Source organism: Nocardioides insulae DSM 17944, assembly GCF_000422825.1.
Taxonomy (GTDB): Bacteria; Actinomycetota; Actinomycetes; order Propionibacteriales; family Nocardioidaceae; genus Nocardioides; species Nocardioides insulae.
Window position 1 is genome coordinate 410,265 of record NZ_AUGU01000013.1, and the last position, 20,967, is coordinate 431,231.

General features: G+C 70.4%; 19 protein-coding genes. 3 read left to right on the forward strand and 16 right to left on the reverse strand.

All coding sequences use genetic code 11. The features are described from left to right. Positions 1-115: 115 nt before the first annotated feature. The 4 genes from G515_RS0102565 to ctaC all read right to left on the reverse strand — a co-directional run bounded on the left by G515_RS0102565 (position 116) and on the right by ctaC (position 4,446). Positions 116-1,345: a L,D-transpeptidase gene (locus G515_RS0102565; RefSeq protein WP_051217767.1), complete on the reverse strand. Its 1,230-nt coding sequence runs from the start codon at positions 1,343-1,345 to the stop codon at positions 116-118. Positions 1,346-1,487: 142 nt separating this feature from the next. Next, positions 1,488-1,904, reverse strand: a complete 417-nt coding sequence (locus G515_RS0102570; protein WP_028658867.1) for a cytochrome c oxidase subunit 4 — start codon at positions 1,902-1,904, stop codon at positions 1,488-1,490. After that, entirely contained in the window at positions 1,904-3,604 is a 1,701-nt protein-coding gene (gene ctaD / locus G515_RS19205; RefSeq protein ID WP_051217769.1) for an aa3-type cytochrome oxidase subunit I, read from the reverse strand. The genes G515_RS0102570 and ctaD overlap by 1 nt, the downstream gene beginning before the upstream one ends. Next, entirely contained in the window at positions 3,601-4,446 is an 846-nt protein-coding gene (ctaC, locus tag G515_RS0102580; protein WP_245565155.1) for an aa3-type cytochrome oxidase subunit II, read from the reverse strand. The genes ctaD and ctaC overlap by 4 nt, the downstream gene beginning before the upstream one ends. A 144-nt stretch (positions 4,447-4,590) precedes the next feature. On the opposite strand from ctaC, the gene G515_RS0102585 reads away from it, so the two are divergent. Then, positions 4,591-5,772, forward strand: a complete 1,182-nt coding sequence (locus G515_RS0102585; protein ID WP_028658869.1) for a cysteine desulfurase family protein — start codon at positions 4,591-4,593, stop codon at positions 5,770-5,772. Between the two features lie 98 nt (positions 5,773-5,870). On the opposite strand, the gene G515_RS0102590 is transcribed toward G515_RS0102585, so the two are convergent. The 3 genes from G515_RS0102590 to G515_RS0102600 form a co-directional block, all read right to left on the reverse strand. Further along, positions 5,871-6,860 carry a carbohydrate kinase family protein gene (locus G515_RS0102590; protein ID WP_028658870.1) on the reverse strand — a complete coding sequence of 330 codons (990 nt, stop codon included), beginning with the start codon at positions 6,858-6,860 and terminating at the stop codon, positions 5,871-5,873. 150 nt (positions 6,861-7,010) lie between these two features. After that, the gene (locus tag G515_RS0102595; protein ID WP_028658871.1) at positions 7,011-7,373 is read right to left on the reverse strand and encodes a HesB/IscA family protein; all 363 of its coding nucleotides are present in this window, start codon (positions 7,371-7,373) and stop codon (positions 7,011-7,013) included. 158 nt (positions 7,374-7,531) lie between these two features. Continuing rightward, entirely contained in the window at positions 7,532-8,617 is a 1,086-nt protein-coding gene (locus G515_RS0102600; RefSeq protein WP_028658872.1) for a glycerate kinase family protein, read from the reverse strand. Between the two features lie 35 nt (positions 8,618-8,652). Between G515_RS0102600 and G515_RS0102605 the strand changes: the two genes are divergently transcribed. Then, positions 8,653-9,516 carry a GNAT family N-acetyltransferase gene (locus G515_RS0102605; RefSeq protein ID WP_211220922.1) on the forward strand — a complete coding sequence of 288 codons (864 nt, stop codon included), beginning with the start codon at positions 8,653-8,655 and terminating at the stop codon, positions 9,514-9,516. Positions 9,517-9,592: 76 nt separating this feature from the next. Then, the gene (nadA, locus tag G515_RS0102610; protein ID WP_028658874.1) at positions 9,593-10,765 is read left to right on the forward strand and encodes a quinolinate synthase NadA; all 1,173 of its coding nucleotides are present in this window, start codon (positions 9,593-9,595) and stop codon (positions 10,763-10,765) included. 42 nt (positions 10,766-10,807) lie between these two features. Here the strand turns inward: nadA and G515_RS0102615 are convergent, their stop codons facing one another. From G515_RS0102615 to htpX, 9 genes are all read right to left on the reverse strand, one after another. After that, entirely contained in the window at positions 10,808-12,211 is a 1,404-nt protein-coding gene (locus G515_RS0102615) for a sensor histidine kinase (RefSeq protein WP_245565156.1), read from the reverse strand. Between the two features lie 21 nt (positions 12,212-12,232). Beyond that, complete coding sequence (locus G515_RS0102620; RefSeq protein WP_028658876.1) at positions 12,233-12,952, reverse strand: response regulator transcription factor; 720 nt, start codon at positions 12,950-12,952, stop codon at positions 12,233-12,235. A 94-nt stretch (positions 12,953-13,046) separates the two neighbouring features. Continuing rightward, entirely contained in the window at positions 13,047-15,218 is a 2,172-nt protein-coding gene (locus tag G515_RS19210; RefSeq protein ID WP_036553796.1) for an efflux RND transporter periplasmic adaptor subunit, read from the reverse strand. After that, positions 15,215-16,144 carry a DUF5666 domain-containing protein gene (locus tag G515_RS22440; RefSeq protein ID WP_028658878.1) on the reverse strand — a complete coding sequence of 310 codons (930 nt, stop codon included), beginning with the start codon at positions 16,142-16,144 and terminating at the stop codon, positions 15,215-15,217. Before G515_RS22440 ends, G515_RS19210 begins: the two co-directional genes overlap by 4 nt. Before the next feature lie 30 nt (positions 16,145-16,174). Next, positions 16,175-17,401, reverse strand: a complete 1,227-nt coding sequence (locus tag G515_RS0102640) for an ABC transporter permease (RefSeq protein WP_028658879.1) — start codon at positions 17,399-17,401, stop codon at positions 16,175-16,177. Beyond that, the gene (locus tag G515_RS0102645; RefSeq protein ID WP_028658880.1) at positions 17,398-18,117 is read right to left on the reverse strand and encodes an ABC transporter ATP-binding protein; all 720 of its coding nucleotides are present in this window, start codon (positions 18,115-18,117) and stop codon (positions 17,398-17,400) included. Before G515_RS0102645 ends, G515_RS0102640 begins: the two co-directional genes overlap by 4 nt. Then, positions 18,114-19,364, reverse strand: a complete 1,251-nt coding sequence (locus G515_RS0102650; protein WP_028658881.1) for an efflux RND transporter periplasmic adaptor subunit — start codon at positions 19,362-19,364, stop codon at positions 18,114-18,116. Before G515_RS0102650 ends, G515_RS0102645 begins: the two co-directional genes overlap by 4 nt. 91 nt (positions 19,365-19,455) lie before the next feature. After that, positions 19,456-20,052: a PspA-associated protein PspAB gene (gene pspAB, locus G515_RS0102655; RefSeq protein ID WP_028658882.1), complete on the reverse strand. Its 597-nt coding sequence runs from the start codon at positions 20,050-20,052 to the stop codon at positions 19,456-19,458. After that, a complete protein-coding gene (htpX, locus tag G515_RS0102660) occupies positions 20,052-20,960 on the reverse strand; it encodes a zinc metalloprotease HtpX (protein WP_028658883.1) in 909 nt (302 codons plus the stop codon). Before htpX ends, pspAB begins: the two co-directional genes overlap by 1 nt. Positions 20,961-20,967 lie beyond the last annotated feature (7 nt).

A 20,967-nucleotide genomic window follows, 5' to 3' on the forward strand; every position in this document is an offset into this window, starting at 1 on the left:
CCAGCTCCGCACATTCGTGGGCCGCCCAGGCCCGGGGATCCGCCCGGCCGGTAGCAGAACGAGAGAGGGCTCGGCCGACGTCACCGTCGGCCGAGCCCTCATTGAACGAGTCGGGTCAGCTCAGCGCGGAACCCTGGGCGTACTGGGCGTAGCCGAGGTTCCAGTCGCCGAATCCGTTGTCGAGCGTCATCTGGCGATCGCTGCCGGTGTACTCGACCACGTCTCCCCGCCGGGAGAAGTCGTAGAGCCACTTCGCATCGGCGGTGCTCATCCCGGTGCAACCATGGGACACGTTGGCCAGGCCCTGCGAGGAGCTGCTCCACGGGGCGGCGTGGATGAACTCGCCGGAGTTGGTGACCCGCATGGCCCACTCGACGTTGTCGATGTCGTAGTACTCGGGATCGCCTTCGCCGATGCCGACGGTCTCGGAGTTCATCCGCTTGCTCTCGTACTTCTCCATGATCACCTTGACCCCGGAGCGGGTGGTGAAGCCGTCCTTGCCGGTGGTGACGCTGAAGGTGCGGATCAGCTTGCCGTTCTCGAAGACCTTCATCCGGTGGTTCGCGACATCGACCTTCGTGACATGGGAGTCACCGACGGTGAAGTCGATCGAGCGATCCTTCTGCCCGTAGATCCCGCCACCGGCGGGGATGCTGTTGACCGCGACGTCGACCGAGACCTCGGTGCCGGCCTTCCAGTAGTTCTTGGGCCGCCAGTGCGCTTCGGTGTCACTCATCCAGTGCCAGGAGCCCGCCTGGGCCGGCGTGGAGGTGACGGTCATGTGCTTCTCGAAGGACTTCTTGTCGGTCACCGGCACGTCGAAGTTGACCACGACCGGCATCCCGACGCCGACCGTCTCGCCGTCCAGCGGCGCGATCGAGGCGAAGGTCTGCTCGGACAGCGAGAGGTCCTGGGTGGTGAAGCGGGTCCGGTCGTCCACCGCCCCGCCCTGCTCCCCCGCCGCGTGCGAGCGGACGAGGTAGGTGGTCCCCGGCTCGAGCAGCGCGGAGGCGGTCCACGAGGTGCCGTCAGCAGACACCTTGCCCGGTACCTTCCCCTCAGGGGAGGTGACGGTGACCTTGGTCAACTCGCCGTCCTGAGCGGTGACCCGCACCCGGGTGTCGACCGCGACCTTGTCGGCGCCCTTGCGCACGTTGACCGCGACGGCGACGGGGTCCTCGGGAGCCGCGCTGGAACTCGCTGCGCTGGCGGACCCGGCGCTGTCGGGCTCGGCAGCCGAGCCTCCGCCGCTCTCACACCCGGCGAGCGCCAGCGGCACGGCCAGGGCAGCCAGACCCGCCACGACGGCGCGCGGACGGGATCGGACATGGCGCGACCAGGACATTCAGCCTCCCAGGGTGGAGTGTCATCACCGGTCAATCAGGCTAGCCGTCCGGGCTGAGAAAGGGCCAAATGCGCGCCGACCCCGCAGCAAGTGCTGCGGGGTCGGCGTGAGCGATCACACGATCGCGGAACGCACCGTGAGGTCAGTGGGCGTGCTCACCGCGGTAGTACTCGAAGATCCACCCGCACAGGGCCAGGGATCCGAGCACCGCCGCCATGATGGTCAGCCACCAGGCCGCCATGGCGATCGAGAACACCATCAGAGCGGCGGTCGCGGCGGCCCACAGCGGCCACCAGGAGTACGGCGGGAAGAAGCCCAGCTCGCCGGCTCCCTCGACGATCTCACCGTCCTTGCGGTCCTCGGGACGCTCGTCCATCCGCTTGGCGTGGAAGCCGAGGTAGGCGGTGCACATCGCGGTCAGCAGGGTGCACATCGTCAGCGCGGAGGTGCCGGTCCAGTCGCCGCCCTCCTCGCTGGCGGAGGTCACCAGCCAGTAGGTGGGGGTGATCAGCACCAGGAAGACGGTGCAGATCGCGAACATCCAAGCTTCGGCCTTCATCAGGCGTCGCCCTCCCTCTTCTGGCGCTTGCCGGCCACGGCGGCGTACTCACTGTCGTCCTCGAGCTCCATCGCCGCGATCTCCGGGTGATGGAGGTCGAAGGCCGGCGACTCCGAACGGATCCGGGGCAGGCTGGTGAAGTTGTGCCGCGGCGGCGGGGAGGAGGTGGCCCACTCCAGCGAGCGACCCCAGCCCCACGGGTCATCGACCCCGACCAGCGGCTTCTTCCGGCTGACGTAGACGTTGTAGAAGAACGGCAGCATCGAGAAGCTCAGCAGGAAGGCACCCACCGTGGAGACCTGGTTGAGGGCGGTGAACCCGTCGTCGGGCAGGTAGTCGGCGTACCGACGTGGCATGCCCTCGACGCCCAGCCAGTGCTGGACCAGGAAGGTGGTGTGGAAGCCGATGAACAGCAGCCAGAAGTGGATCTTGCCCAGCCGCTCGTCGAGCATCCGGCCGGTCATCTTGGGCCACCAGAAGTAGAAGCCCGCGAACATCGCGAACACCACGGTGCCGAAGACGACGTAGTGGAAGTGCGCGACCACGAAGTAGGAGTCGGAGACGTGGAAGTCCAGCGGCGGGCTGGCCAGGATGACACCGGTCAGACCACCGAACAGGAAGGTGGTGAGGAAGCCGAGGGTCCACAGCATCGGGGTGTCGAAGGATATGGACCCGCCCCACATCGTGCCTATCCAGTTGAAGAACTTCACACCGGTCGGTACGGCGATCAAGAAGGTCATGCCGGAGAAGAACGGCAGGTCGACGGCACCGGTGACGAACATGTGGTGCGCCCACACCGCCACCGAGAGGATCGCGATGCCCAGGGTCGCGGCCACCAGGCCGACGTAGCCGAAGACAGGCTTGCGACTGAACACCGGAAGGATCTCGGTCACGATGCCGAAGAACGGCAGCGCGATGATGTAGACCTCCGGATGGCCGAAGAACCAGAACAGGTGTTGCCACAGGATCGGGCCGCCGTGCGCGGGGTCGAAGACGTGCGCGCCGAACTGGCGGTCGGCCTCGAGCGAGAGGAGCGCGCCGGCGAGCACCGGGAAGGCGATCAGGACCAGCAGCGAGGTGACCAGCGTGTTCCACACGAAGATCGGCATCCGGAACATGGTCATGCCGGGCGCACGCATGCAGATGATCGTGGTGATGAAGTTGACCGCACCCAGGATCGTGCCCAGACCGCTGAGGTAGAGGCCCATGATCCACAGGTCACCGCCCGCGCCGGGCGAGCGGACCGCATCGGAGAGCGGCGTGTAGGCGAACCAGCCGAAGTCGGCCGCACCCATCGGGGTGAGGAAGCCGGAGGCCGCGATGATGCCGCCGAAGAAGAACAGCCAGTAGCTGAACATGTTCAGCCGCGGGAACGCGACGTCCGGGGCACCGATCTGCAAGGGCATGATGACATTCGCGAAGCCGAAGAACAGTGGCGTGGCGAAGAGCAGCAGCATGATCGTGCCGTGCATGGTGAACAGCTGGTTGTACAGCTCGTCGTTGACGACCTGCTGGCCGGGGAAGGCGAGCTCGGAGCGGATCAGCAGCGCCATCACGCCGCCGATCAGGAACCACACCACTGAGGTGATGAGGTACATCTTGCCGATCAGCTTGTGATCGGTGGTGGTGAGGATCGTGAAGATCTTCTTACCCAGCGGCCTGCGGCCGAGGGCGGTGGGGGTCGAAGCAGTCGCAGTCACTCAGCATCTCCTTCGAGACCGGCCTGGGTACGGGTGAAGTCGTTGCCGAGGAGCGGAGCCTCGGACTCCTGGCCCTTGGCCTCGAGCTCCTCGAGGTAGGCGTCGTATTCGGAACGCTCGACGACCTCGACGTTGAACAGCATCCGCGAGTGCGAGACGCCGCAGAGCTCGTAGCACTTGCCCTTGTACGTGCCGACCTCGGTCGGGGTGATCTCGTAGTGGTTGACCCGGCCAGGAACGACGTCCATCTTCATCAGGAAGCCGGGCACGCCGAAGTCGTGGATGACGTCGGGGCTGTGCAGGTTGAACCGGGTGGTCTCGCCGACCGGGAGGACCAGGGTCGGGATGTAGGAGGCCGAGCCGTTCTCCCACACGTAGTCGCCGTAGGCGAACTCGTCGTCGTTGGCGTCCTCGTCGGCGGCGTCATCGCGGTCGCCGAGGCCGTAGTTGAACGCCCAGGACCACTGGTAGCCCACGACCTCGATGGTGTTGTCGACCGGGAGGTCGTCGTCGAGGACGGCGTTCTGGGTCTTGACCGTGTGGGAGAAGAACACGATCACCATCAGCACCGGGGCGATGGTGTAGAGGATCTCCAGCGGCAGGTTGTAGCGGGTCTGGACTGGGATGTCGTCGGCGCGACGACGGCGGTAGCGCCAGATCACCCAGAAGATCAGACCCCAGACCACGATGCCGGTGATCCACGCGGCGAGCCAGGCACCCTGCCACAGGTTCAGGACGTGCTCACCCTGCTCCGACCCCGGCTCGGGCATTCCCATCCGACCGAAGGCGGTGTCATCGGAGCAGCCGGCGAGCAGGGCGGTGCTGGCGCCTAGGGCCAACACCGACGCGACGGTGCGGCCCCTCTTTCGATCAGGCAGGTGCGGACCCACGAAGCGAGCCTCTCTCTCAGCAAAATCACGGATGCCGCTCAGACTATCCGAATCGCTCCTGATTGATCGCGGGTGGGTGTGCCATATCGTCCCGGTGTGACAAATGCCGCCAGCACCGCCGCGGGGACGCTCAGCCGCTACCTCGACACGGCGTCGTCCGAACCGCTCCACCCCGCTGCTCGGGACACCCTGCTGGCCGCCTTGGAGCACGGGTACGCCGACCCGCGCCGTCTGCACGGCCAGGGGCGCAACGCTCGACTGCTGCTCGACAACGCCCGCGAGGTGGTCGCCGCCTGCCTGGAGGTACGACGGGACGAGGTCACCTTCACCTCCTCCGGCACCGACGCCGTCCACCGCGGCCTGCTGGGCCTGCTGGCCGGGCGGCCGAAGCGGTCGGGGATCGCCTACAGCGCCGTGGAGCACTCCGCGGTCCAGCACGCCGCACGCTGGTCGGTCGAACGATCCGGCGAGAGCGTGGCTGCGCCGATCGAGATCGGCGTCGACGCCTCCGGCGCGGTCGCCGCAGCGGCGGTGGCGGCGGCGGTGCGGACCAGCCCGGTCCCCGTCGGCGCCGTCGCCCTGCAGAGCGCCAACCACGAGGTCGGCACCGTCCAGGACGTCGCCGGTGCCGCCGCCGCCCTGGCCGAGCTCGACGTCCCGGTCTTCACCGATGCCTGCGCCTCGATGGGCCGACTCCCCCTCCCGGACGGATGGTCGGTGGCAGCCGGCTCCGCCCACAAGTGGGGCGGACCGGCCGGGGTCGGCGTCCTCGTCGTGCGCAAGGGCGTCCGGTGGGCCTCACCGTTCCCGGGGGACGACCGGGTGGACGAGCGCGCGGCCGGCTTCGAGAACGTGCCGGCGGCCCTCGCCGCCGCGGCCGCCCTCCAGGCGATGGTCGCCGAGCAGCGGGAACTCTCCGCCCGCCAGCACGGGCTCGTGGAGCGGATCCGAGCGGGGGTGGCCGCCGGGGTTCCCGACGTCGAGGTGGTGGGCGACCCCGAGCGTCGCCTCCCCCACCTGGTCACCTTCTCCTGCCTCTATGTCGACGGGGAGGCATTGGTCAGCGAGCTGGACCGGGAGGGGTTCGGCGTCGCCAGCGGGTCGGCCTGCACGGCCTCCACGCTGGAGCCCAGCCACGTCCTCGCCGCGATGGGGGCGCTCACCCAGGGCAACGTCCGGGTCTCCCTGACCCGCGAGACCACCGAGGCGGACGTTCGGGCGTTCCTGGAGACCCTGCCCCGCGTGGTCGCCCGGATCCGGGCTCGACTGGGGGCCTGAGTCCCACACCATGGGTCGCCCCACCTGTCCGCCGACCCACCGGAAAGCATCCGGTGGGTCGGCGCAGATGTGGTGCCGCGAGCCAGGGAGAACGCGGGTCAGGGCAGATGCGGCGCGACCTCGGCCGCGGCAGCGTCGCCGTAGCTGTCGGCCAGGCGGGCGAGCAGGGCCTGGGAGGTGAAGGAGTACTCCTGGGTGCCGACCGTCTCGACGACGTACGCCGCGAGCACGCAGCCGACCTGCGCGGACCGCTCCTTGCCGAGGCCCCAGGCGGTCGCCGCGAGGAACCCGGCACGGAACGCGTCGCCGACACCGGTGGGCTCGATGGCCTCCACACCGCGGCAGGCGGGGAGTTCGATGGTCTCCTCGCCCTTGGTGCTGACCCGGACGCCGTCCTTGCCCAGGGTCGTGACCTGGGTGCCGACCCGGCCGAGGATCTCCTCGGCCGACCAGCCGGTCTTCTGCTCGATCAGGTGCGACTCGTACTCGTTGGAGAACAGGATCGCCGCTCCGTCGACCAGGTCGCGGATGAGCTCCCCCTCGCCGAAGGCGAGCTGCTGGCTCGGGTCGGCGATGAACGGGTAGCCGCGCTGCCGGCACTCCTCGGTGTGGCGGCGCATGCCCTCGGGGTCGTCGGCGCCGATGAGGACGTACGCCGGCTCCCCCACCTCGGCCACGATCGGGGCCAGCTCGATCTGCCGTGCCTCGCTCATGGCACCCGGGTAGAAGGAGGCGAACTGGGCCATCGTGGTGTCGGTGGTGCACACGAAGCGGGCGGTGTGCTTGGCCTCGGAGACATGCACGTGGTCGCAGTCGACACCGTGCCGCTCGAGCCAGGACCGGTAGTCCGCGAAGTCCTCTCCGACCGCGCCCACCAACACCGGCCGGAGACCGAGCCTGCCGAGTCCGAAGCACATGTTGGCCGCGACACCGCCACGCCGGATCTCCAGCTCGTCGACCAGGAACGAGACCGAGAGCTTGTCCAACTGCTCGACGACGAGCGAGTCGGCGAACTTGCCGCCGAAGGTCATCAGATGGTCGGTGGCGATGGAGCCGGCGATGAGGAGGGATCCGGAAGAGGCAGACATGGCCGCAGCCTACGCATCGGGCTGGGAACGACGAGAACCCCCGCAGATGCGGGGGTTCTCGGTGCTCGGTTCTGAGTGCGCGGTGCGTGCTCTCGTCCGGCGGAGCCGCAGCAGCCGGCGCCCGGAAGAGCGGGTGCCGCCCGCCTCAGATCAGTGGAAGGAGTCGCCGCAGGCGCAGGAGCCGGTGGCGTTGGGGTTGTCGATGGTGAACCCCTGCTTCTCGATGGTGTCGACGAAGTCGATGGTCGCGCCGTTGAGGTAGGGCACGCTCATCCGGTCGACGACCACGGACACGCCGCCGAAGTCGGTGACGGTGTCGCCGTCCAGGGTGCGCTCGTCGAAGAACAGCTGGTAGCGAAGTCCGGAGCAGCCGCCGGGCTGCACCGAGATGCGCAGCGCCAGGTCGTCTCGGCCCTCCTGCTCGAGGAGGCTCTTGACCTTGCCCGCGGCCACCGGGCTGAGGTTGATGCTGTCGCTGCGGCGCTCGAAGGTGGTCTCCACCTGCTCCGTCATGGTGTCACTCCCGGATCTGGGTCGGTGTGGTCAGCGGGGCGCACCGGCGGCTCGAGGTCGCGGACGTCCCAGTCACAGGTGCAATCGTCGCACACCCGCGGTTATTCCCCCACTACGTCGCGTGTGATCCGCTCGCACCCTGGGCAACCCTGCGCGGCTCAGCGGGACCAACTGCGCGCCACCCGCTCGGCCACGGCGGCGAGGGCCCCTTCGGGATCGGCGAAGGCACGCTCCTCCCCCACCAGGTCGACCAACGAGTAGGCCGCCTCCACGCCCAGGGTCCGCATCTCTCGGGACCCGACATGCACCTGACCGGCCAGGACCACGCACGGCCGGATCGCCTGGCCCGCCAACGCCGCCACACCGGCAGGGACCTTGCCGGCCCGGCTGGAGAAGTCGAAGGAACCCTCGCCGGTGAGCACCAGATCGCACCGGGCCGCGTGTCCCGCCAGGCCCAGCACCCCCGCCACCAGGTCGACCCCCGGGCGGCACTCGGCCCCCAGGAGCAGCAATGCGTACCCGAGCCCACCGGCCGCACCGGCGCCGGCCTCCGTGGCGGTACGGCGGCCCGCCGCGGCGGCGTATGCCCCGAGCAGGGCGTCCAGGCGCGGCAACTCGTCCTCAGCCAGACCCTTCTGCGGCCCGAACACCTTCGTCGTCCCGAACAGGCCGGTCAGCGGGTTGTCCACGTCGGAGGCGGCGACCAGCTCGATCCCGGCCACCAGGGCGCTGGCGCGCGCGAGGTCCATCCGGCTGATGCCGTCCAGGCCGCCGCAGCCGGCGTCGAGCGGTACGTCCGCCTCCGCCCCCAGGGCGGCGAGCAGTCCGGCGCCGCCGTCGTTGGTGCCGCTGCCTCCCAGACCGACGATGATCCGCCCGGCCCCGGACTCCACCGCGGCACGGACGAGCTCGCCGACGCCGTACGTCGACGCGTGCTCGGCCCCGGAGCGGCCGGTGAGATGCACTCCGCAGGCCTGTGCCGACTCGAGATAGGCCGTGTCACCGACCCGCAGGATGTCCGCCGGGGTCGGCCGGCCGTGCGGCCCGCGTACCGTGATCGTCCTCCGCTCGCCGCCCAGCACCCCGTGCAGGACGTCGACGAAACCGGGCCCGCCGTCGGACATCGGCACCGGGATCACGTCGTCGGCGGGGGCGTGCTCCCGCCACCCGGTCGCGATCGCCTCCGCGGCCTGAGGCGCGCTGAGGGTGCCCGCGAAGGCGTCGGGCGCCACCAGAATCCGCATGCGCGTCACTGTAGGGGGCCTCTAGCCTCCCCGGTGTGCTGATCCGTCCGATGACCCCCGCCGACGTCCCGATGGCAGAGGAGGTCAGTGACCTCGCCTTCCACGAGGTCGACCGCTGGACGCATCGTGCCGGCCGCCCTGCGCCCGAGCGCCGCACGCCGCAGCGCTCCGAGACGTGGATCCGGCGAACCGCCCGGTTCCTCGACACCGACCCGGGCGGCTGTTGGGTGGCCGTGGACGAGTCAGGCGTCGTCGGTTTCGCCACCTCGATCGTGCGGGAGCGGGTATGGGTGCTGGCCACCTTCGCGGTCAGGCCGGGGCAGCAGGGGCGCGGGATCGGGCGTGCCGTGCTGGAGCCGGCGCTCGCCTACGGCGCCGCCTGCGACCGTGGCCTGCTGTCGGCTTCCGAGGACCCCAGGGCGCTGCACCGCTACCACGCGGCCGGCTTCGCCCTGTATCCCCAACTGTTCTTCCGCGGGGAGGTCGATCGCAGCAGGCTGCCGTCGATCGGGGGTCTGCGTGCTGGGCAGGCGGACGACCTGGCGTGGATGGACGACCTGGACCGGGCTCTGCGCGGGGGTCCGCACGGTCCCGACCACTCGGCGCTGTCCGACATGGCCCGACTCGTGGTGGCCCGGGACCGCTCGGGTTACGCCTACACCACCGGCTCGGAGACCTACGTCGTGGCCGCCAGCACCCCGGAGGTGGGCACGAGGCTGTTGTGGGAGTGTCTTGCCGGCGCGGAGGGGGTCTTCGAGGTTTCGCACGTCACGACCGCGAACCAGTGGGCCGTCGAGGTGGCGATGAACGCCCGACTGGCGATGTCGACGGACGGCTTCCTGGCCGTGCGCGGGATGGATCCGCCGGCGCCGTACGTGCACAACGGGGCGCTGTTGTGACCCCGGGCCGGGCAGTGCCGGTCCTCACTTCGGGACCGCGCGGCGGGTGTCATAGCCCACAACTAGACTCGTCGGCATGACGACCGTCGACCTCCCGCTGCTGCCCCTCGGCCGCGGCATCGACCTCCAGTCCGAGCGTGGCGTGGACTGCCCCGGCGACCTCCCCCCGGCTTCCGACCCTGATCTGGTGGCGCGCGCCAGAGCGGCCAAGGAGGCCCTCGGCGAGCGCGTCTTCGTGCTCGGCCACCACTACCAGCGCGACGAGGTGATCGAGTTCGCCGACGTCACCGGGGACTCCTTCAAGCTGGCCCGCGACGCCGCGGCCCGACCGACGGCCGAGTTCATCGTGTTCTGCGGCGTGCACTTCATGGCCGAGTCGGCCGACATCCTCACCGGCGCCGATCAGCAGGTGATCCTGCCCGACCTGGCCGCCGGCTGCTCGATGGCCGACATGGCCCGGCTCCAGCAGGTCGAGACCGCCTGGGACGCGCTGGCCGAGGCCGGCGTGCAGCAGCAGGTCGTGCCGGTGACCTACATGAACTCCAGCGCCGACATCAAGGCCTTCTGCGGCCGCAACGGCGGCGTCGTGTGCACCTCGTCCAACGCGCGCACCGTCCTGGAGTGGGCCTTCGACCAGCGCTCGGACGCGAAGGTGCTCTTCTTCCCCGACCAGCACCTGGGCCGCAACACCGCCGTGCTCGAGCTCGGCTACTCCCTCGAGGACTGCGTGGTCTGGGATCCCCGGCGCGCCAACGGCGGGCTCACCACCGAGCAGCTGCAGCAGGCCAAGGTCATCCTGTGGAAGGGGCACTGCTCGGTGCACGGCCGCTTCTCCCCCGACGTCGTGGACGAGCTGCGCGCCGAGGTCCCGGGTATCAACATCCTGGTCCACCCCGAGTGCCAGCACGAGGTGGTCACCAAGGCCGACCTGATCGGCTCCACCGAGTTCATCATCAAGACGATCGAGGAGGCTCCGGCCGGCTCGGCCTGGGCGATCGGCACCGAGCTCAACCTGGTCAAGCGGCTCGCCGACCGGCACCCCGACAAGCGGATCATGTTCCTGGACCGCACGGTGTGCTACTGCTCCACGATGAACCGGATCGACCTGCCCCACTTCGTGTGGGCCATGGAGGAGCTGGTCAAGGGCAACGTCGTCAACCGCATCGAGGTCGATGCCGACACCGAGCACCACGCCAAGGTCGCCCTCCAGCGGATGCTCGACCTGCCGGGCAAGGTCGCCGCCGGCTGATCGGCAGCGACACTCGGTGTCGGCAGAATCCGGCACCACGGATCACTGGGGCAGCCGTACCCGGATGGTGGTGTCGCCGGGGCGGCTCTCCAGGGTGACGCCGCCTCCGTGAGCCTCCACGATGGCCTGGACCAGGGATAGCCCGAGGCCCGCGCCACCCCGCTGCCGCGCGGTATCGGCCCGGGTGAAGCGCTCGAAGGCATGCGCCACCAACTCCGGCGGGAAGCCCGGCCCGTCGTCGTGCACACTGAAACCGCCGGCGTACGCCGTCACCGTGATCGTCGTACCCGCGGGCGTGTGGGTGCGGGCATTGGTGAGCAGATTGCTCACCACCTGGTGCAACCGGGATTCGTCACCGGTCACGGCGGCCGGCTCCCGGTCGGGCAGGACGAGCCGCCAGCGGTGCTCCGGCGCGATCACCCTCGCATCGGAGACCGCCTCCACGAGCAGCCGGGTGAGGTCGACCTGGTGGCGCTCCAACGGCCGGCCCGAGTCGAGGCGCGCCAGCAGCAGGAGGTCCTCGACCAGCGCCGTCATCCGCTGCGACTCCTCCTCGACCTTGCCCAGCGCGGCCGTCGCCGCGGCCGAGTCACCGGGCCGCTTGGCGGCCAGTTCGGTGTAGCCCCGGATCACGGTCAACGGGGTGCGGAGCTCATGCGAGGCATCCGCCACGAACTGCCGTACCTGCTGCTCACTGCGGTGGCGGGCGGCCAGTGAGGACTCCACGTGGGCCAGCAGTCCGTTGAGGGCCGCACCCACCTGGCCGACCTCCGAGGCCGGGTCGGTCAGGTGATCGGGCACCCGCTCGGTCACGCCGATCTCGCCGGAGTCGAGCGGCAGTTCGGCCACCGCGTGCGCCGTCCTTGCCACCTCGCGCAGCGGCGCCAACTGCCGACGTACGACGATGACGCCGGCGCCACCCGCCACCGCCACCCCCAGCACGGTCAGGGCGATCTCCCAGCCGATCAGGTTGCGCAGGGTCTGGTCGACCGCGGCGGTCGGCATGCCGGTCACCAGGGTCGCCGGCTCACCGCTCGCGCGCAGGGTCACGTCGGTGCCCAGGACCCGGTAGGACCCGAGCCCCGGCAGGTCCACTGTGTGCGTCTCACCGTCGACGGGCACCTCGCCGAGTTCGGCCAGGACCTCCTCGTCGAGCGATTCGCTCTCCCCCGGCTCGTCCCCGAGCACCTCGCCCTGGGAGACGGTGTCGCTCACCACCGCACTGAGGGTGTCCGGGCCCCGGTTGCGCATGTCGAAGCCGCTCGGCCCCGGTCCACCGCTCGGGGCGAGTTCCCGCACGTCGGCGTCGAGCCGGTCCATGAGGGACGCTCGCATGGCCAGCGTCGTGAGCGCCCCGATGGCGACCGTGACCACGGCCACCAGCATCACGGCGGTGATGACCAACCGGGCGGTGAGAGAGGTGGGCCGCAGCCTGGAGATGCGCACGAATGCCTCGTCCTCGGCCGGTCAGGCCGGCTTGAGGACGTAGCCGGCGCCGCGCATGGTGTGGATCATCGGCGCGCGACCCGCGTCGATCTTCTTGCGCAGATAGGAGATGTAGAGCTCCACCACGTTGGCCTGACCGCCGAAGTCGTAGTTCCAGACCCGGTCGAGGATCTGGGCCTTGCTGAGCACCCGACGGGGGTTGCGCATCAGGAAGCGCAGCAGCTCGAACTCGGTGGCGGTCAGCGAGATCTCCTCGCCGTCGCGGACCACCTCGTGGCTGTCCTCGTCGAGGCTGAGGTCGCCGACGGTGAGCACGGAGGTGGAGACGGCGCGCGCCGCTCCCGCCCGCCGCATCAGCGCGCGGAGCCTCGCCACGACCTCCTCCAGGGAGAACGGCTTGGTGACGTAGTCGTCCCCTCCTGCGGTGAGGCCGGCGATCCGGTCCTCGACGGCGTCCCGAGCGGTCAGGAACAACACCGGTACGTCGGGGCTGAAGCCGCGCATCCGCCGGAGCACCTCGAGCCCGTCGAAGTCGGGCAACATGATGTCGAGCACCACCGCGTCCGGATCGCTCTCCTTGGCCGCCCGCACCGCAGCAGTGCCGGAATGGGCGGTGCTGACCTCCCACCCTTCATAGCGCAGCGCCATGGAGAGCATCTCCGCGATGTTCACCTCGTCGTCGACGACGAGCACCCGGAGGGGCGAGCCGTCCGGTCGGGTCAGCTCGGGAGCGCTGTTCATGATGGTCACGATGCCATCCTTCCGACCTCGCCTGTGGGTCTCCTGTGACCGGGCTGTGCGACACCTGCTCATCCGCCCGCGTGAGGGCCGGGTCTCAGCCCATGCCGCCCATGCCGCCGCCCATGCCGCCGCCCATGCCGCCGCCTGTCCCGCCGAGGTCTTTCATGGAGGGGCGCCCGCCAGGGCCACCACCGCCTGGGCCACCGCCCGTCATGCCGCCCATCCCGGTCTCCTCGCTCTCCTCGGTCGGCACGCCGCTGGAGAGGTCGGCCAGGACGACCTCGTCCCCCGCGGACAGGCCATCGGTGATCTCGGTGAGGACGGTCCCGACCACCCCTGTCCTCACCCGCACCCGGGTCGTGCTCTCGCCGTCGAACACGGTCACGGAGTCACCGTCCACCGCCGAGGTGGGAACGGTGAGGGCCTCCTCCGTCGTACCGACCACGATCTCCACCGCCGCGGGCATCCCGTCCGGCAGGTCCAGCCCGGTCTCGGTCATGGTCACGGTGACGGGGTACGTCGTGGTCCCGGTCGAGGTGTCGGGCACCGAGCCGACCGCGCTGACGGTGGCCTCGAGCGAGTCCTCCGCCCCGGTCGGGGTGACGGTCGCTTCCTGACCGACCTGGAGCTGGGAGAGTTGGGTCGCGCTGGCGGTGAGTTCGACCGTCGTGGCCCCCGGGGCCACCAACCGGAGTGCGGTCTCGCCCGCGGTGACGGAGTCCCCGGCGGCGACATCCACCCGTACGACCCTGCCGGCGAAGGGTGCCCGGATCACGGCACCGGCCAGGTCCTGCTGCGCCTCGGCCAGATCGGCGGTGGCCCGGTCGATCTCGGCCTGGTCCTGGGCGAGTGTGGCAGCGGTGACGGACTCGCGCCCAGCATCGGGCGTCCCATCTCCGCCGGCGGCGCTCTCATCGGCGGACCCAGCCGCGCCGGAGGTCTCATCCTCCACCGGCTGGGTCTGGTCCCCGCGCTCATCCGAGTCCTGACCGCCCGATCCGGCGGAGTCGACACCGGGGGCATCTCCCTGGCCCGACTGCTGGCCCGACTGCTGGCCCGACCGCCCGCCCGACTGCTGGCCCGACTGACGGCCCGTACCTCCGGTCTCGGCCGCAGCCGAGACCCCGTCGGCTGCGACCGTCAAGGTATCCGCAAGGGCGTCCAAGGAGTCGGCGAGATCCTGCTGGGCGGTGTCGACCGCCTGCTGAGCCGCCTGCGCCTCATCCAGCGCCGTCGAGCAGGCCTGGTTCTGCTCGGCAGTGCTGCCCTCGGCTCCGCTCGCATCCTCACCCGAGTCACCCGAATCACCCGAGTCACTCGCATCACCCGCATCACCCGCATCACCCGCATCACCCGAGTCACCCGAGTCGCCCCCAGCGTCCGCCTCGGCACCGGCCCCGGCACCGGTCCCGGTGTCCGTCTCGGCTTCGGTCCCGCTGTCGGTCCCGCTGTCGGCTCCGGTGTCGGCTCCGGTGTCGGCTCCGGCGGTGCTGCCCGGCACAAAAGCGACCGCGCAGACCTCCTGCTGGGCGATCAACGCGCCCTGGGCGGCGACCAAGGCGCTACCGGCCGCCGTTTGTGCCGTGGTGACCGCCTTCTGCTCCTGGGCGAGTTCGTCCAATGCCTCCTGGACCTCGGCGGGGAGTGCTGTCGAGGTGTCACCGGTGGCCGCGGGGGTGCTCCCGGACTGCTGGCTGGAGCCCTGGCCCGTCTTCTGGCCCGCCCCGTTGTTCGAGGCCCCGGTGGAATCGTGGCCGGAAGGCGTGTCTGGGCCCTGGTCGGCGTCCTGGCCAGAGTCCTGGCCCGAATCCTGATCACCGCTGGCCCCACCCGAGGGGGTCTTACTCTCCGAGGCGGTATCTGTTTCGGAGGAAGCCGAGTCCGCCACAGTCTCCGCCTGGGTCTCCTCGTCCTCCTCCAGTTGGAGCTTCGCTGCGTCCAGGTCGGCCTGCGCCTGGGCCACCGACCGCCGGAGTGCGGACCGGTCCAGCCGTGCCAGCACCTGCCCCTCCCGCACCCGGTCGCCGGCAGCGACGAGCCGGGTTCCCACGGTCCCGTCTGCTCCGAACCCCAGATCCGAGCTTCCACTCGACGTCACCGTCCCGCCGAGCGCCACCGTGGCATCCACCGCCCCCGTCTCGGCGGCGACGGTACGCAGGTCGAGGGCCGGCGTCGCCGCGTACGCCGCGTACCCCCCGGCAGCGACGGCGAGCACGGCGGCGACGGCCAGCGGCGTCCGCAGCCGCCTGACCGCCCCGGGGCTCACCGCTGCCCCCCGCCGAAGCCGAGGTCGCACTCACCGTCGACCGGCCGGCTGATCGCGATCCGGTCGGCGCTCACGGCCCCGACGTCGTCGGTATCACCGGTCGCCGACACGCACTGGCCGATCGCGAGATCGGCAGTGCTCGCCTCGATCGTCCTCGTGTAGGCCGTCCGGGGGGTGAGGGTCACCGTGACCGTGCTCGTCCCCGCCCCGACAGGACCGGAGCCTGACTCCGAGCCTGACGCCGAACCTGACGTTGAGCCCGGTCGCGCCATTGCCTGGACCGCGAGGGTCAGTGTGTCTCCCGAGACCTCGGTGATGGCGCCGCTCAGGCCACGCACCATCCTGCTCGGGCCGCCGGCCCCTTCCTCACCGTTCTCGGGCAGGTCCGAGGGCGGTTCGCTCGGCGGTTGGGCGTCCTCGGGAGCTTCGCCCGCACCGCGTCCGCCGCCCGGTCCCCCACCCATGCCGCTCATGTCGCCGCTGCACGAGCCGTCCTCCTGCGCGGCGCTGCTCGCGACCGTGGCCGCGATGACCGCATCGCCCTCGCTGACCTGGCTCCCCGACGATTCCTCGGTGGATGCGGAGGACTGGGGCGTCACCCGGACGCAGGGCCCGACCTGGAGGGCCGAGCGTCGGGCCGCGACCTGGCGGGTGAGCGTCGTGGCGTCGGTGACGGTGATCGCCACCTGGCCGTCGGTGTCGTTCTGCACCTGCAGTGTGCGGCCATCGATCGCGGCCACCTCTCCGGATGCACCGGGGCGCGAACCGGGTCCGCCGCCGCCAACCGGCTCGGCGGGCCCGGCAGCCGCGGCGGTGTCCCCCGTACTTGCCTGGGAGCCCGTGCCGCCGCAGGCGGTCATCACAGCCCCGCACAGGATCATGCCGAGGGCCAGCGCGCCGAGGCGCAGGTGAGTGGGAGCGTTCATCGAAGAGGTCCTTCTCGGGTAGTGGTGGGGTCACTGGCTGCGCAGCGCGTCGATCGGGGCGAGCCGGGCCGCTCGGCTCGCCGGATAGACACCGAAGCCGATCCCGAGCGCGAGGGCGGTGCCGATCGCGGCCATGGTCGCGGTGAGCGAGATGGCCACCGGTTGGTCGATCAGCGCCGGGAGCACACGAGCGCCGAGCCCGCCTATGAGCACACCCACCAGTCCCCCGGCCAGGCCGAGCATGGATGCCTCGACCAGGAACTGTCTCCGGATCGCCGCCGGGGTCGCGCCCAGCGCCTTGCGCAGTCCGATCTCACGGATCCGCTCGGTGACGGAGACGAGCATGATGTTCATGACGCCGATGCCTCCCACGAGCAGTGAGATCGCGGCGATGCCGCCGAGCAGCACGGTCATGGTCTCGTTGGTCTCGTTGGCGGTAGCGACCAGGGAGTCCTGGGTGGCCAAGGAGAAGTCCGCCTCCTCAGCACTCACGCCGTGCAGGTTGTGCAGCAGCGTCTCGACCTCCTGGTACGCCGCCCCCAGAGTGTCCTGGGCGGTGGCCTCCACGTAGATGGTGGACACCGACGTGTCGGTGCTGCCGGTCAGCTGTTTGGCGAGTCCGAGCGGTACCACGGCCTGGTCGTCCTCGGAGGCGCCTGATGAGGAAGCGCCGGACTCGGCGAGTACGCCGACCACGGTGAGCGTGGTCCCCTCGACCCTGACCGTCTGGCCGACCGGGCTACCCGTCGAGAACAGTTCCGCGACAGTGTCGGCCCCCAACACCGTCACCGGGGCGGCACTGGCGATCTCCTCGGCCGTGAGGAAGCGCCCCGAGGAGAGCTCCCTGGACCGGACCCGGGGCCAACTGCTGGTCGCTCCCACCATCGAGGTGGTCCAGTTGGTCTCGCCCGCGGCCAGGCTGCTCGACGTACTGACCGTGGGTGCCACGGCCGCCGCGTCGGGGACGGCCACCGGATCGGCGATCGCCTCGGCGTCGGACATGGTGAGGGTCGAGGCCGACCCGAAGCCTCCGCGCACACCGCTGGAGTCGGTGCTCGACCCCGGCGAGACGATCAGCAGGTTGCTGCCGAGCGCGTCGATCTGATCCTGCACCTGCCGCTGCGCGCCCTGCCCCAATCCCACCGTGAGGATCACCGAGGAGATCCCGATCACGATGCCGAGCACCGTCAACAGGGACCGAAGCCGCTGGGCGCGGATGGCGTCCAGCCCGGCGCGCATGGTCTCGGCCCAACTCATCGGCTCGCTCCGATCGACTCGTCCGAGGTGATCCGGCCGTCCCGGATCACCAGTTGACGGTGTGCCCGGGCGGCCACCTCGAGTTCGTGGGTGATGAGCACGATCGTCCGCCCGGCGTCGTGGAGTTCACCCAGCAGACCGAGCACCGCCTCGGTGGACTCGGAATCCAGGTTGCCGGTGGGCTCGTCGGCCAGGATGATGTCCGGCTCGGTGACCAGGGCGCGGGCCACCGCGACCCGCTGCTGCTGGCCTCCGGAGAGCTCACCCGGCCGGTTCCCGACCCGATCACCGAGGCCCACCCGTTCCAGGGCGGCGACGGCACGCTCCCGACGTTCGTTCCGCCCGATCCCCGCATAGACGAGCGGCAGCTCGACGTTGCGCCACGCCGGGAGGCTGGCCAGCAGGTGGAACTGCTGGAAGACGAAGCCGATCCGCCGGTTGCGCACGTGCGCCAGCTGGGTCTCACTCATCGTGGAGACGTCCTCGCCGCCCAGCAGGTAGGTCCCCTCGGTCGGCACGTCCAGGCAGCCGAGCAGGTTCATCAGGGTGGACTTGCCCGACCCGGACGGGCCGATCACCGCCACGAAGTCGCCGGTCCCGATCGCCATGTCGATGCCGCGCAGCGCCTCGAACTCGACCGTGCCGCTGCGGTAGGTCTTCCGAACGCCGGCCAGATGCACCGCGGGGTCGCCATCAGGGCAGGTCACGACACTCACCGGGCTCCCCCGGTGTCTCCGCCGAAGCCACCACCGAAGCCTCCGGAGGGCTGGGGCATGTCCCCACCGGTGAACGTCTCGCCCTGCATCCCGGGACGGTCGCCATCACCGCTGCCGGCGCCACCGGCCCCACCGGCCCCACCAGGTCGGCCGGCGAGACCGGTGACCTCGACCTCGTCGCCCTCGGCGAGGCCGGAGAGCACCTCTGTCTGGGCGCCGTACACGGTCCCGGTCTCGACCGACGTACGGACAGTCCCCGCCTCGGTGACCTTCTCCACGAAGACGCCGTCCTCATCGGACTGCAGCGCCGCGCTGGGCACCGTCAACACGTCCTCGGTCTGCTTGACCACGACCGAGGCCTCCGCCGACGTACCCGCGTACAGCCCGTCGGGAGCCCCCGTGACGGCAATGGTGACAGGGAAGACCGCGGCACCGCTCGACCCGGTTTCGGCGACCAGCCCGACCTCCTCGACGGTGCCATAGACCGTCTCCTCCAGTCCGGAGACCGTGATCTCGGCCTGCAGGCCCTCGCGCAGGGACTCCACATCCGCGCCGGCCACGGTCGCGTCCATCACGAACCGATCCGTGCTGACCACGGTCACCGTGCCCTCGGAACTCGAGTCGTCGCCGGTGTCGGTGGCACTGCTCCCCGCGGAGCCGGCGCCACCGGCTTCGGTGGTTCCACCGGAGGAGGAGGTCTGGGAGCCTCCTCCGACGACGTCGCCCACGGCGAGGTCGAGTGAGGTGACCGTGCCGGCGAAGGTCGAGCGCAGGACCGCGTTCTCGCGGTCGGCCCGGGCCTCCTCCAGGGACGCTTGGGCGGCGACGACCTGGCTCTGGTCAGCCGCCAACTGGGTGTCGGACACGTCGGCGTCGGTGTCCTCGCTGTACTGCGCCTGCGCGGCCTCGTATGTGGACGCGGCAGCGGTCACCGCCGCGTCCAGGAGCGTCGGATCGACCCGGGCGATGACCTGGCCCTTGACGACAGTGTCGCCCTCGGCCACCCGGACGGCACTGACGGTCCCGCCGACCTCGAAGCTCAGATCGGCCGAGGACGCGGCGGCGATCGTGCCGCTGGCCGAGACCGTGTCCTTCATGGTGCTGCTCGCCACCGTCGTGGTGGTCGGACTGGCCACCGCCGCTTCACCGTCGTCCTGGAGGGCCCACCAGAGCCCGACTCCCCCGACCAGGGTCACGGTCACGACTCCTGTGACCAGCCAGGTCCTCTTCCGCATCCGCACACGCATGGGCGAAGCGTCTCGGCAACTGCTGTGTCCGCGGTGGCGGTGAGCTGTGCGGAGGCTGTGAGGACGCCGTCAGCGACGCCCTGCGGACCGGTCAGTCCAGTCCGGGGGCACCCCAGATGGCCAGCCAGCGGGACAGGTCCTGCTCCACCGGCAGCGAGCCGGCCAACGCGTCCCGCACCTGGATCTCCAGGATGTTGTCGCGCTGCTCCCCGCCACCGGGGGAAGGTGCGAAGGGATAGAACGTGCCCTGCTTGTACAGATAGACCAGGCCCAGCCGGCGCCCGTCCACGGCGGTGAACGGCACCAGTGAGCAGAGCAGGCCGGGGCCGTACCCCTGGGACTCGAGGGTGTCGTTGACCGCGTGCAGGTCGGTGCACAGGCCGCTCAGGTCAGGGTTCGCCGGATCGACCGGGTCGTGGTCGATCTCCAGCCAGGTGTAGCCGTAGGAGTCCGTGCCGGTGGTGATCCGCGGAGCCTCCGGGTTGGCCCGCAGCAGCGCGACCAGGTCGTCCTGCGCGCTGGCGAAGCCGGGGCCGCCCGCAGCGCGGTAGCACACGGCCCCGTCGCCGGTGGCCACCAGCCCCAGCTCGGTCTGGAGGGTGATGCCGGCGTCGGGGATGGCGAACAGCGCGTCCAGTTTGGCCTGCTTCGGCTTGGACCGCCCGGTGATGACGTCCCAGAACCCCATCAGTGCTGCCGCCCGAGCTCGGCCTCGATCCGGGCCAGCTGCTCCAGGCGCTGTTCGAGCGACGGGTGGGTCGAGGTCAGGGTCGCCACCGACACCCCGGCGGCCGCCGGGGTGATGAAGAAGGCGTTCATCGACTGGGCCGACCGGAGGTCCTTGGCCGGGATCTTGTTGGTCTCGCCGGTGATCTTCTGCAACGCCGAGGCCAACGCCCGCGGCTTCATGGTGAGCTGCGCGCCGGCGCGGTCCGCGGAGAGCTCGCGGTAGCGCGAGAGCAGCCGCAGCAGGAAGAAACTGATCGCGTAGACCACCATGCTGGCCAGCAGTACGACGATCCAGGCGGGGCCGCTGTTGTTGTCGCGCCGATTGCCACCGAACAGCGCGCCGTACTGGGCACCGCGGGTGAGCATCCCGGCCATGATGCCGGCCGAGGAGGCGATCGTCATCACCAGGACATCGCGGTGGGCGACGTGGCTCAGCTCGTGGGCGAGCACTCCCTCGAGTTCCTCGCCGTTGAGCCGGCGCAGGATGCCCGTGGTCACCACGACCACCGATCGCTTCGGTGAGCGACCGGTGGCGAAGGCGTTGGGGAGGTCGGTGTCGGCCACGCCCACGCGCGGCTTCGGCATGTCGGCCATGGTGCAGAGCCGGTCGATCATCGCGTGTAGCTCCGGAGCCTCCTCCGGAGTGACCTCTCGGGCCCGCATCGCCTTCATCGCGATCGTGTCGGAGGTGAACCACTGCAGCCAGGCGGCGCCGAGCCCGATCAGCCCGATGAACGGGGCGTACTGCGGCGGGAAGATCAACATCACCACGACGATGAGCGCCACGAACAGCGCCCCGAGCAGGAACATCACCGTGGTCATGCGGGCGGACAGCCCTCGGTCGGCCGCGAATCGTGAATGCGCCATCAGACGC